The sequence below is a fragment of the Deltaproteobacteria bacterium genome (assembly GCA_016875225.1).
Classification (GTDB): Bacteria; Myxococcota_A; UBA9160; order SZUA-336; family SZUA-336; genus VGRW01.
On the sequence record VGRW01000012.1, the window covers coordinates 52,167 to 64,430 of the forward strand.

The following is a 12,264-nucleotide window of genomic DNA, read 5'->3' on the forward strand; positions in this document are numbered from 1 at the left end:
CCGAGCAGGCACGACAGCGCGAGCGCGACTGCGCGCGACCGATGAGACGACCTCGAAATCCGCATCTCCGTTCTCCTTCCGATCATTGCGTCTAGTCCTCCGCGCCCAGTTCGCGAATGTGCGCGACCAGACCCTTCACGACCTCGGGTTTCGCGATCAGGTCGGGATTGCCGGGCATCATCGGGCTGCGCCCGACCGCGGCGCCACCGTAGAGGATGATCTTGTTGATGTGATCGTCGCTGACCGAAGCCTGCCAATCCTTGTCGTGGAAGTTCCTCGGCTTGGGGGTCAGTGCCGCGGAGCCGGGGCCGTCGCCCATCCCCGTCATTCCGTGGCAGGTGTAGCAACGCGTCTCGAAGATCTTCTTGGCCTCGTCGCCGGCTGCCTCACTCGAGGCCGCGGCGGGAGCGGGTGCTGGCGCCGCGGCCGCAGCCGGAGCCGGCGCGGCGCCCGGAGCAGCGGGCTTTCCAGAGTCCTCGCCCGATCCGCACGCGAGCAGAGCGCCCGCGATCGCCAGCGCACCCATCCATCTCAGACGACCCCTCATCCGATTCTCCTTCCGCCATCGCTGGTTCGGTGGACACATCTCGTCGTTCAGGCAGACCGAACACTCGAGTAGAGCGCACGAGTCACACGCTCGAGCTCTGGCTCCAAGACGACGTGAACCACATCGACGCTGCCGCGAGCCACGGGAATTCGGAGCTCCGGCCGGCAGAGTGGGGGCGAACGTATCGCGCCGGGTTGCTGATGGCAACGAACGAAATGCTGCAGGGTGGTCCGCCCGACCACCCTGGGGACGTGCCTGCTTCGATCTGCGAGCATCGCAACGAGATGGCCCTCGAGATCGATCTGTTCTGGTCCTTCCGCAGCCCGTACTCGTACCTCGCGACCAAGCGCATCGTGAGCCTGGAACAGCGCTACGACCTCGACGTGCGGGTCCGCCCCGTGCTGCCGATCGCGGTGCGCATTCCCGGCTTCTTCGAGCGCGTGAATCCGCTCTGGCCCCCGTATCTGCTTCGCGACACGCTGCGGATCGCGCAGTCGCTGGGCCTTCCCTACGCATGGCCGCGGCCCGACCCGATCGTCCAGGAGTTCCCGTCGCGAGTCGTCGCGGCCGAGCAGCCGTACATCCATCGCCTCACGCGGCTCGGGGCGCTCGCGGCGGAGCGCGGAAGGGGACTTTCGTTCATCGACGAGGTCTCGACCCTGATCTGGGGCGGAACCGCGGGCTGGAACGAGGGCTCGCATCTCGCGCGGGCCGCCGCTCGCGCCGGCTGCGATCTCGCGGAAATGGACGCGGCGATCTCGCGCGACGCCGATCGACTGGATCGGTTGATCGCCGGCCATCAGAGCGACCTCGAGAAGGCGGGCCACTGGGGCGTTCCGACGCTGGTCTTCCGCGGCGAGCCGTTCTTCGGGCAGGACAGGATCGACCTGCTCGTCTGGCGGCTGCGTCAGCACGGTCTCGCCGAGCGCATCGGGCCGGACGCCGGATGAGATCCCGAGCCGCATGGCGACTCGCGCTGGCGTCGCTTCTTCTCGCCCTGGGCGAAGGGTGCGCGCCTCCTTCGTCCTCGCCGACGGCGCCGGCTCGAACCGTGGTGCTCTCGACGCCCGAGGCGGATGCGAGCGCGGGCGAGGAGGCCAGTCGCGAGGTCGCGGCCCAGATCGGAGTCGTGAAGGACGAGAAGCTCGCGGCCTGGGTGGAGTCGATCGGCCAGAGGCTGCTGCGCTTCACGCCGCGCCAGCCGTTCGCCTACCGGTTCCAGGTCGTCGATCAGTGGAGCCCGAACGCCTTCGCGCTTCCCGGTGGACACATCTTCGTGTCGCGCGGGCTGCTCGTGCTGGCGAACTCCGAGAACGAGCTCGCCTGCGTGCTCGCGCACGAGATCACGCACGCGGCGGCCCGGCACCATGCCGGGCGCCAGGCCTACTCCGAGCGCTTGAGCCCCTTCTCGCTCGGCGTTCCGCGCATGGCGCGAATCGCGGCGTACGCGCGCGATCAGGAGCGGGCGGCCGACACGGGCGGGCAGCGAATCTGCGCCGCCGCTGGATACGATCCCCGAGCGCTGGGCACGTTCCTGCTCTCGCTCGACAAGATCGAGCGGCTGCAGATGGGGATCTCGCGGATTCCGACGTTCCTCGACACGCACCCGAGCAGTCCCGAACGCGTCGCGGGCGCGTCGATCTCGGCGGCCGCGCTCGGCGCGCCCGCGCAGGCCGACGCTCGGGCGGCGCGCGAGGCGTACTTCGCGCACATCGACGGGCTGATGCTCGGTGCGGATCCGGCCGAGGGCGTCGTGCGCGGCTCGCGCTTCCTGCACCCCGATCTCGGCGTCACGCTGGAGTTCCCGCGCGGCTGGCAGATCGCGAACACGCCGGCGGCCGTGGTCGCGATCGCGCCGGACGGGCGCGCGCGCTTCGCGCTCGAATACGCGGGAAAGGGCGCCGACCCGCAGCCGTTCGCGCGAGCCGAGGTCGGCGCGAGGCTCGCGCAGATGCGCGCGCTGATCGACTCGGCCGCGCCGCAGCAGACGCCTTGCTGCAAGAGCTTCGCGGTGCGCGGTCGTCTCGTCACCCCGCAGGGGGAGCTCGCCGGCCAGCTCACCTGGATCGCGCTCGGCGGCCACGTGTACCGGCTCTCCGCGGTCGCGCGCGCGATCGAGCTCGAGAAGTACTCCGGGCGGGCGTCGCGGCTGGTGCGCAGCCTGCGAGCGCCGACGCCCGAGGAGCTCGCGTCGGTGACGGTCGATCGGCTCCGCCTCGCGCGCGCGATCGGGGGCGAGACGATCGCGGAGTTCTCCCAACGCAATCGCAACGTCTACGAAGTCCATCAGACCGCGATCGCGAACGATCTCGAGGTCAGCGCGCGCCTTGCCGAGGGCCAGCTGCTCAAGATCGGCGTGCGCGAGCCCTACCGCCCGGTGCTTGACTCGGGCAGCGGGGGCGGACTCTGATTCCTGCACGGAGGGTGACGATGACGACGAGCTCGCGTTTCTGGACCCTGTCCGCGCTGCTCCTCTCGGCGCTCGCCTGTGGCGAGCGCGCGGAGCAGAAGCCGCCCGCGGCGGAAGCGCCCGCGGCCGAGCCGGCGCCCGCAGCCGAGCCGAAGGCGGGGCGCGTCGATGCCGCGCGCGTCGCGCGGGCGGATCAGGACGCGGGCCAGTGGCTGGTTCACGGCCGTACGCACGGCGAGCAGAGATTCAGCCCGCTCGCGGCGATCGATCGCGGGAACGTGAGCTCGCTCGGGCTCGCGTGGTCGTTCGACCTGGGCTCGACGCGCGGCGTGGAGGCGACCCCGATCGTCGTCGACGGCGTGATGTACGTGACCGCGTCGTGGAGCGTGGTGTTCGCGCTCGATGCCGCCACCGGAAAGGAGATCTGGAAGTACGACCCGAAGGTCCCCGGCGAGTGGGCGCGACACGCCTGCTGCGACGTGGTGAATCGCGGCGTCGCGGTCTGGGAGGGCTCGGTCTTCGTCGGGACGCTCGACGGCCGGCTCGTCTCGCTCGACGCGGCGACCGGCGCGGTGAACTGGGAGGTGCTGACGATCGATCCGAAGCGACCCTACACGGTCACCGGCGCGCCGCGCGTGCTGAAGGGAAAGGTCGTGATCGGCAACGGCGGCGCGGAGCTCGGCGTGCGCGGCTACGTGACCGCGTACGACGCGAAGACCGGCGCGCAGGTCTGGCGCTTCTACACAGTCCCAGGCGATCCCTCGCAGCCCTTCGAGCACCCCGAGATGGAGGTCGCGGCGAAGACGTGGAGCGGGGAGTGGTGGAAGGTCGGCGGCGGCGGGACCGCGTGGGATTCGATGGCCTTCGATCCAGAGCTCGACCTGCTCTACGTCGGCACGGGAAACGGCTCGCCGTGGAGCCGGATCGCGCGCAGCCCGGGCGGCGGAGACAACCTGTACCTCTGCTCGATCCTCGCGCTTCGCGCGGACACGGGCGAGCTCGTCTGGCACTACCAGACCACGCCGGGCGACAACTGGGACTACACGTCGGTGCAGCCGATCATCCTCGCCGAGCTCGAGATCGGCGGCGCGACCCGCAAGGTGCTGATGCAGGCGCCGAAGAACGGCTTCTTCTACGTGCTCGACCGAGCGACCGGCGAGCTGATCTCGGCGGAGCCGTACGTCGCGGTCACCTGGGCGACGGGCGTCGACCCGGCGACGGGCCGGCCGATCGAGACCGAGCAGAGCTCGTACCTGGAGAAGGCGAAGCTGATGCTTCCCGGGCCGCAGGGCGGTCACAACTGGCAGCCGATGGCGTTCAGCCCGAAGACGGGGCTGGTGTATCTGCCCGCGCACGACACGCCGTTCTGGTACGCGAACGAGGGCGTGTTCAAGGTCCGCCCGGGCACCTGGAATCTCGGGCTCGACATGGACGTGGTCGTCGAGCGGACCGAGACCGACACGCCGGTCGCGAAGGGTCAGCTGATCGGCTGGGACCCGGTCGCGAGGCAGGCGCGCTGGCGCGTCGAGCACGAGGGGCACTGGAACGGAGGCACGCTCGCGACGGCGGGTGGCCTGGTCTTCCACGGCCTCGGCAACGGGGTGTTCCGCGCCTACCACGACGAGACCGGCGAGGTGCTCTGGGAGGTCCGCTCGCAGACGGGGATCATCGCAGCGCCGATCTCGTACGCGCTCGGCGACGAGCAGTACGTCGCGGTCGCGACCGGCTGGGGCGGCGGCTCGATCGCGGGCGGACTGAACGAGACCACCGCGATCGCGAATCACCACAACGTGGGCCGCGTGCTGGTGTGGAAGCTCGGCGCGGCGAACCCCATGCCGACCAACCCGCCGCGCGACCGCACGATTCCGCCGCCGCCGGTGCTCGAGGCGTCGGCCGAGCAGGTCGCGGCCGGCAAGAGCGTCTACGACTACAACTGCCTCTGGTGCCACGGCTTCTCCGCGGCGTCGAGCTTCCTGGTTCCCGATCTGCGCATGATGAGCGCCGAGCGGCACGCGGCGTTCGAGGACATCGTGCTGCGCGGCGCGCTGCGCGGGACCGGCATGCCGTCGTTCGAGGGCATGCTGACCCCCGAGGAGGTCGCGAGCGTCCGCGCCTACGTCGTCGGCGAGGCGCGCAAGGCCTACGAGAAGCAGCAGGCGCCGAAGAACTGAGTCGCCCCGCCGGGACGCCGAGCCGGCTAGCCCTCCTCGACCACGCCCTTGGGCGCGCGCTGGCTCATGAAGCCGAACATGTAACCGGCCACGCGGCGCATCTGGATCTCTTCCGCACCCTCGGTGATGCGGTAGCGGCGGTGGTGCCGGTAGATGTGCTCGAACGGCTTGTGGCGCGAGTAGCCCATTCCGCCGTGCACCTGCATCGCGCGGTCGGCGGCCTCGCAGCAGAGCCGGTTCGACCAGTAGTTGCACATCGAGACCTTGTCCGAGACCGAGAAGTTCCCGTAGGTGTCCATGCCCCAGGCGGTCTTGTGGATCAGCGCGCGCAGCATCTCGCACTGCGTCTGCAGCTCGACGAGCGGGAACTGGATGCCCTGATTGCTCGCGAGCGGCTTGCCGAAGGGCTTACGCACCTTTGCGTAGGCGACCGATTCGTCGATGCAGAACTGCGCCGCGCCGAGGCTCGCGGCGGCCTGGCGGATCCGGTTCTCGTTGAAGAAGTGCTGCACGACCTGCAGGCCCCGGCCCTCGCCGCCGAAGACCGCTTCGTCCGGCACCCAGACGTTGGTGAGCGACACGTGCGCGTGGTCGCTCGGCATGTTGAACGTCCACAGGAACTGCTCGACCTTGAAGCCCGGCGAGCTGGTCGGCACCAGCAGCGCGGTGATGCCGTTCGCGTCGCCCGCCTTGCCGGCGGTGCGCGCGAAGATCAGGTCGAACGGCGCGCGGTGGATGCCGGTGTTCCAGGTCTTCTCGCCGTTGATGCGCCAGCCGTTCCCGTCGCGGACCGCGGTCGTCTCCATGTGGGTCGCGTCGGAGCCGTGGTTGGGCTCGGTGATGCCGAACGCGAAGCCCGTGGTGCCGTTCAGCAGGCCCTCGACGAACTGCGCCTTCTGCGACTCGGTGCCGTAGGCGAGCATCAGCAGCACGCCGACGTTGTTCGCCACGATCGAGTGCTCGTTCTGCAGGTCGTTGTGCAGGCCGAGACCGCGCGCCGAGAGGTGCTCGCGGATGATCGCCATGCCCAGGTTCGTGCCGTCCTTCCCGCCGTACTGCTTGGGCAGCGCGTAGCGGTAGTGCCCGGCCTTGTCGGCGATCCGGCGCGCCTCGCGCAGCAGCTCCTCCCAGTCGTCGGTCGGCAGCCCGCCGTTCGCCCAGTCCGTGCGCGAGTCCTCGCGGCGGTGGTCGAAGAAGCGGATGTTGTCGTCGCGCTGCTCGAGCGGCTTGATCTCGCGCTCGATGAACTCGTCGAGCTCGACGAGGTAGGCAGCGAGGTCGCGCGGGATGTCGAAGTCCATCGGGTTCTTCCTTCGCAGGTGGTGCGCGCCATCCTACCGCGCCGGCAAATCCGCGCGCAGCGCGGGGCGGTCGGGACGGGGCGGCGCCGTTCGCGCTAGGCTGCGTGCATGTCGGGAATCAGCCAGCGAACCTTCGTCAGCTACATCGATCGCACGCGCGAGTACTACGGCGCGCAGGGCTACGAGAAGCCGTATGCGTGGGCGCGGCACGTCGAGGCGCCGTTCGCGCCGCTGTCGCGGGGCCTCGCGCAGGCCTGCGTCGCGCTGGTGACGACGGCGAGCCCGTGGCGGGACGAGAAGCCGGTCGACGGCGTGCTTCGCGGCGACAAGCAGGTCTGGTCGGGGCCGACCGACGCGCCGCCCGAGCGCCTGTTCACCGACGATCTCGCCTGGGACAAGGAGGCGACCCACACGCGCGACGTCGAGAGCTTCCTGCCGATCCGGCGCCTGCAGGAGCTCGCCGTCGCGGGCCGGATCGGCCGCGTCGCGAAGCGATTCCACGGCGTGCCCACCGACTACTCGCAGCGACGGACGATCGAGCAGGACGCGCCCCAGATCCTCGCGCGCTGCCGCGAGGACGGAGTGGACGTCGCGCTTCTCGTCCCTCTCTGACCCGTCTGCCACCAGACCGTGAGTCTGGTCAGCCGGCACCTCGAGGCGAATGGCATCGCGACCGTGGTGGTCGGCTCTGCGCGCGACATCGTCGAGGAATGCGGTGTGGCGCGCTTCCTGTTCAGCGACTTCCCGCTGGGCAACCCCTGCGGGCGGCCGTACGACGTGGAGATGCAGCGCGCGATCGTGGGAATGGCGCTCGATCTGGTCGAGAGCGCGCGCGTTCCGCGCACCACCGTGCAGACGCCGTTTCGCTGGAGCGAAGACGAGAGCTGGCGGCAGAACTATGCGCGCGTGGATCCCGAGCGCATCGAGGCGCTGCGCCGCGCGGGCGAGCGGCGCCGAGCGCAGCAGCAGGAGGCGAAGTGAGCGAGCAGAGCGACGCGATCGCCGCAGCGCAGAAGTGCCTGGACGAGTTCATGGCCGCGTTCAACGCGCGCGACGTCCGCAGCTTCGAGAAGACGTTCAACTTCCCGAGCGTGCGGCTGGCGTCGAACACGCTCACGATCATCGAGCCCGGGTATCACAAGCCCGAGATGTTCGGAACCGGGGCACTCGCCGACTGGCATCACTCGGCCTGGCAGCGCCGCGACGTGATCCACGCCGGCGCCGACAAGGTCCACATCGACACCCGCTTCACGCGCTACCGCGCGGACGGCAGCGTGATCGGGAGCTTCGACTCGATCTACGTCGTCACCTGCGAGAGCGGGCACTGGGGGATCAAGGCGCGTTCGAGCTTCGCGCCCTGACGTCGGGCACCCGCTCATCCGGGTGCGGCCGCGGCGGGATGGAAGAAGAGCGCGGTCCAGAGCCAGGCGATCGTCTCGCTGAGCACCTCCTTCGTTCCGGCGCTCGTCCGCCACCACGTCTCGGGATCGTAGGCGCTCGGTCGCGAGGTCAGGATCCCGACGCGGACGCTCGGGCCGAGCGCCAGGCGATGGAGCGCTCGCGAGCGCCGCCCGTGCACGCCGGACGAGAACACGTCGATCGCAGAAACGGCGACACCCGAGCGCGTCGCCCACTCGCGAACCATCCGCGCGTTCTGGAACGAGCGATCCTGCGCTGTCGCGGGAGCGGGGACCGCGATCACTTCGTCCGCCGGCCATCCGCGAAGCACGAGGTAGTTCCGCGCCCGCTCGGCGTAGCTCGCGGCCGCGTCGAAGCGATCGAACTCGTGCGCGATCGGGCCACCGGTGGTCAGGACGAGCGGGTACCCGCCGTTTCGGCAGGCGGCGAGCGCCTGATCGAGCTCGTCCAAGGGCAGCCAGCCCTCGACGACCAGCAGACGGGCGCCGATCGGCTGGTTCGGCGCGAGAAAGCCGTGGATCCGAGCTCCCCAGCAGAGCAGCGAAGCGGCGCCCGCAAAAAGGATGGCGAGCCCACCCCAGACGGTCGGAACCCAAACCTGCTTCCGCCTGAACAGGACCGGCGACCTCATCGAGCGAGCAAGCTTACCGGCCGGGACGAGGCACCGGCAGGGAGCGGGCCGAAGTGCCAGGGGCCGCAGCGTTCCGGCCCAGTGTCCCCGATCGCGCTGCGAGCGGCCTTCAGCTGGTCTTCAGGACGTATGAGTGCCAATATGACGCCGCTCATACGCCGCGCTTAGACGCAGGTATACCGTTCGTTTGCCAATGAAGACGAACTCTGGAATGAACGACGTCCCAGCCGTAGTCGTGGCCCGACTCGATGGCCGCGTCGTCAGCCAGAACGCAGCGGCCCGCACCTTGATGGGAGATGCCAAGGGGCGGGACTGCTGGCACGTCGTCGGTGACCTGGAGGGAGCCGAGGGGCTGCCGTGCCGCACCGGCTGCGTCCGTGAGCTGCTCGCGAGCGGAATGGACCGCGCCAGGCACTCGCGCGTCTCGCTCGACGGTCGTCGGCATTCGCTGACCTGCGTGCCGCTCGAGGACGCGGTCATCTGCTCGCTGAGCTCGCCATCTGCCGACCGGCCGGAGGCATGGGAGCTGATCACGGCTCGCGAGCGCGAAGTTCTGTGCGCCCTCTCCGAAGGCAAGACCGATCGCGCGATCGCGGCGGATCTGGGCTTGCGGGCCTCGACGGTGCGAACCCATGTGGAGCACATGCGGACCAAGCTCGGCGTGACCACGCGAGCCGCGTTGGTCGCCCGCGGGTTCGAGCTCGGGTTCTTGTCATGATGGCGCGGGGCGGCCGGTCGAGCTCTCGTCAGGAGAGAGAATTTGCAGATCGGTCAAACGACGGATGCGCCGCTCGCCGCAGGCTGTCTAGCATCTCGTCGGGTGTGTTTTCATGTAATTCAAAACCAAGCCGGAACGTGTACCGTCTTGGGTCGTCGCCAATAGACCGGGGGAGCCGAAAATGAGTAATACGAAGAGGAACCTAGCCCAGGTATTGCACGACAAGAAGACGTGGTGGGTCCACTTCTTGATTGTCGCTGCGATCTGTTTGAGTGGGCTCGTCTATCTGGGAACGGAGACCTATACGGGGGCTCCGCCGATCGAGGACTACGTGTCGGCCACCACCGGGGAGGTGGTGATCCCGCTCGCGACGATCAAGAAGGGCCAGGAGGTGTTCCACCTCAGGGGCCTGATGCTCTACGGCTCGTTCTGGGGTGACGGCGCCGAGCGCGGTCCGGACTTCACGGCCGACGCCCTGCACCGCACGGGCGTTGCCATGCGCTCCTTCTACGAGCAGCAGGGCGGCGGAAACCTGGCTCAGTACGACAAGGACGCGATCGACGTCCGGGTGATCCGCGAGATCAAGACGAACACCTGGAACGAGAGCGCCAAGCAGATCGTGATCAACGACGCTCAGATCCACGCGTTCAACGAGCTGAAGGCCCACTACACGCGGATGTTCAACGATCCCGAGTACGAGGAGGCCTTCAAGCCCTCCGGCGCGATCAGCGCCCCCGAGGACATCGAGGCGCTCACCGCGTTCTTCTTCTGGGGCGGCTGGGTCTCGGGCGCGGAGCGACCGGGCCAGACGTACAGCTACACGCACAACTGGCCGTACGACCCGTCGACCGGCAACCTGCCCACGAACCAGACGATGGTTTGGAGCTTCATCTCCATCTTCGGCCTGTTCCTGGGCATCCTCGTGATCCTGTACGTCTACGGGCAGTTCAAGGAGGAGGGCGATCCGTTCACCGGTAACGGAACGTCGGGGACCACGAACGACCTCGAGCAGGGCCGGATCCGAGCCACGCAGAAGGCCACGTACAAGTTCTTCGTCTTCTCGATCATCCTGTTCGGCGCTCAGGTGCTCTCGGGCATGCTCGCGGCCACCGACTTCGTGACCCCGTTCGGTGTCTCGCTGGCGAGCATCATCCCGTTCAGCGTCCTGCGCAGCTACCACACGCTGTTCCAGATCTACTGGTTCTTCATGGCGTGGGTCGGTTACACGATCTTCTTCCTGCCCCGAATTTCGAAGGTTCCGAACGGCCAGCTCTTCCTGATCAACCTGCTCTTCGCCATCTGCATGGTGACGGGCGTCGGCGCGCTGGTCGGAATCTACATGGGCCAGACGGGGATGATCACCGGCGCGACGGCGTACTGGTTCGGAAGCCAGGGCTGGGAGTTCATGGAGCTCGGTCGCGCGTTCCAGTACACGCTGCTCAGCTCGTTCGCGCTCTGGATCTACATCATCTACCGCTCGGTTCGCCCGTGGCTGACCACGAAGAACATCTGGTCGGTGCCCTCGTGGCTGCTGTACGGCAGCGGCATCATGGTCGCGTTCCTGTTCTTCGGCCTGATGATCTCGCCGGACCAGAACTGGGCCGTGGCCGACTACTGGCGCTGGATGGTCGTGCACATGTGGGTGGAGGTCACCTTCGAGGTGTTCACCACCGTCATCGTCGGCTACATGCTGGTCCAGATGGGCCTGATCTCTCGCATGATGTGCGAGCGGGTCATCTTCCTGGCCGTCATGATGTTCCTCGTCACGGCGACGCTGGGCATCTCGCACAACTTCTACTGGATCGCGAAGCCCACCGGCATCATCGCCGTAGGCGGCGTCTTCTCGACGCTGCAGGTGCTGCCGCTGCTTCTGCTCACGCTCGACGCGTGGCGCATGAAGTCGGAGGCGGTTCGCGCCAAGACGCACGTCGCGGCGGGGCGACAGGTCTTCGTGATGGAAGGCGTGTGGCTCTTCATCCTTGCGGTCAACTTCTGGAACATCTTCGGCGCCGGCGTGTTCGGCTCCCTGATCAACCTGCCGATCGTGAACTACTACGAGCACGCGACCTACATGACCGGCAACCACGCGCACGCGGCCATGTTCGGCGTGAAGGGCAACATCGCGTTGGGCGGCATGCTCTTCTGCGCTCAGCATCTGCTTACCAAGGCTGATTGGAGCGAGAAGCTGGTCAAGAACTCGTTCTGGTCGCTGCAGATCGGTCTGCTTCTGATGATGACCCTGGACCTGTTCCCGGTCGGTCTCTACCAGCTCATGATCGTGTTCCAGGAAGGTCTGTGGTACGCGCGGTCCCAGGAGGTTATCACCGGCCCGGTGTGGACCTTCCTCACCTACATGCGCTCGATCGGTGGAACGCTGTTCATCGTCGGCGGTGTGCTGCCGCTGATCTGGCTGTTCGTTTCCCGCGTTGGAAAGCTCCGGAAGGAAACGCCGGAGCTCGAGAGCGAGGGCGAGTGGACCGTCTACGAGAAGGACTGGGCAGCGTGATCTGACCCAGGAGCGAGGGGTTCCGGCGCCGAGCCCGGTTCGGCGCCGGAACCCACCGCGACTCTTCTCTCTGCTTCCCCCGCCTCGTTCTGGTCGTGCGCTGGATCCCTCGGTGTAGTGCCGGAATCGGATCCGTAGCCAGGAGTGTGCGCCCGTGGCCAACATGATCACCGAAGCCTGCGTGAACTGCGGCGCCTGCGAGCGAATGTGCCCCAGCGGCGGCATCTCCCAGGGGGAAGAGACCTTCGTGATCGATCCCGGCGCCTGCAGCGAGTGCGTCGGGTTCCACCACACTCAGCAGTGCGCGCGGGTCTGTCCGGTCGACTGCTGCGTGATCGATCCGAACAACGTCGAGAGCGAGGCGGTGCTCTTCGAACGCGCCCAGAAGCTCCACGGCGAGTACGGGCGAACTCTGGAGCTCGGGCCAGAGACCTCGCACTACCGGTCGCACCTGCGATCGCTCGGATCGAAGTTCCGGAAGATGGGCCGCGCCCTCCAGGACATGCTGCAGGGGTCGAGTCGGCCCGACTAGAGGCAGTCTCAAAATTGTCTCAGCATTTG

The 12,264-nt window shown here is 68.1% G+C and carries 12 protein-coding genes; 9 read left to right on the forward strand and 3 right to left on the reverse strand.

The window, feature by feature from the left end; translation table 11 throughout:
- Positions 1-91: 91 nt before the first annotated feature.
- Positions 92-547, reverse strand: a complete 456-nt coding sequence (locus FJ108_05195; GenBank protein MBM4335298.1) for a cytochrome c — start codon at positions 545-547, stop codon at positions 92-94.
- A gap of 284 nt (positions 548-831) precedes the next feature.
- Here FJ108_05195 and FJ108_05200 point away from each other — a divergent pair, with 284 nt between their 5' ends.
- The 3 genes from FJ108_05200 to FJ108_05210 are packed head-to-tail and all read left to right on the forward strand — an operon-like array spanning position 832 to position 5,128.
- Positions 832-1,497, forward strand: a complete 666-nt coding sequence (locus FJ108_05200) for a 2-hydroxychromene-2-carboxylate isomerase (GenBank protein MBM4335299.1) — start codon at positions 832-834, stop codon at positions 1,495-1,497.
- The gene (locus tag FJ108_05205) at positions 1,494-2,957 is read left to right on the forward strand and encodes a hypothetical protein (GenBank protein ID MBM4335300.1); all 1,464 of its coding nucleotides are present in this window, start codon (positions 1,494-1,496) and stop codon (positions 2,955-2,957) included. The genes FJ108_05200 and FJ108_05205 overlap by 4 nt, the downstream gene beginning before the upstream one ends.
- 20 nt (positions 2,958-2,977) lie before the next feature.
- The gene (locus FJ108_05210) at positions 2,978-5,128 is read left to right on the forward strand and encodes a PQQ-dependent dehydrogenase, methanol/ethanol family (GenBank protein ID MBM4335301.1); all 2,151 of its coding nucleotides are present in this window, start codon (positions 2,978-2,980) and stop codon (positions 5,126-5,128) included.
- A 26-nt stretch (positions 5,129-5,154) separates the two neighbouring features.
- On the opposite strand, the gene FJ108_05215 is transcribed toward FJ108_05210, so the two are convergent.
- Positions 5,155-6,429: an acyl-CoA dehydrogenase family protein gene (locus FJ108_05215; protein MBM4335302.1), complete on the reverse strand. Its 1,275-nt coding sequence runs from the start codon at positions 6,427-6,429 to the stop codon at positions 5,155-5,157.
- Between the two features lie 108 nt (positions 6,430-6,537).
- On the opposite strand from FJ108_05215, the gene FJ108_05220 reads away from it, so the two are divergent.
- Genes FJ108_05220 through FJ108_05230 form a run of 3 tightly spaced genes read left to right on the forward strand, consistent with a single transcriptional unit; the run spans position 6,538 to position 7,790 of the window.
- A complete protein-coding gene (locus FJ108_05220) occupies positions 6,538-7,041 on the forward strand; it encodes a hypothetical protein (GenBank protein ID MBM4335303.1) in 504 nt (167 codons plus the stop codon).
- Positions 7,042-7,059: 18 nt separating this feature from the next.
- On the forward strand, positions 7,060-7,410 hold the full coding sequence (locus FJ108_05225; GenBank protein MBM4335304.1) for a hypothetical protein: 351 nt from the start codon (positions 7,060-7,062) through the stop codon (positions 7,408-7,410).
- Entirely contained in the window at positions 7,407-7,790 is a 384-nt protein-coding gene (locus tag FJ108_05230; GenBank protein MBM4335305.1) for a hypothetical protein, read from the forward strand. The genes FJ108_05225 and FJ108_05230 overlap by 4 nt, the downstream gene beginning before the upstream one ends.
- Positions 7,791-7,804: 14 nt before the next feature.
- On the opposite strand, the gene FJ108_05235 is transcribed toward FJ108_05230, so the two are convergent.
- A complete protein-coding gene (locus FJ108_05235) occupies positions 7,805-8,479 on the reverse strand; it encodes a hypothetical protein (GenBank protein ID MBM4335306.1) in 675 nt (224 codons plus the stop codon).
- Between the two features lie 193 nt (positions 8,480-8,672).
- Between FJ108_05235 and FJ108_05240 the strand changes: the two genes are divergently transcribed.
- The 3 genes from FJ108_05240 (at position 8,673) to FJ108_05250 (ending at position 12,235) form a co-directional block, all read left to right on the forward strand.
- The gene (locus FJ108_05240; protein MBM4335307.1) at positions 8,673-9,197 is read left to right on the forward strand and encodes a response regulator transcription factor; all 525 of its coding nucleotides are present in this window, start codon (positions 8,673-8,675) and stop codon (positions 9,195-9,197) included.
- Between the two features lie 181 nt (positions 9,198-9,378).
- Positions 9,379-11,703, forward strand: a complete 2,325-nt coding sequence (locus tag FJ108_05245) for a nitric-oxide reductase (protein ID MBM4335308.1) — start codon at positions 9,379-9,381, stop codon at positions 11,701-11,703.
- A gap of 154 nt (positions 11,704-11,857) precedes the next feature.
- Positions 11,858-12,235, forward strand: coding sequence for a YfhL family 4Fe-4S dicluster ferredoxin (locus FJ108_05250; protein MBM4335309.1), 378 nt, complete (start codon positions 11,858-11,860; stop codon positions 12,233-12,235).
- The last annotated feature ends 29 nt before the right edge of the window (positions 12,236-12,264 follow it).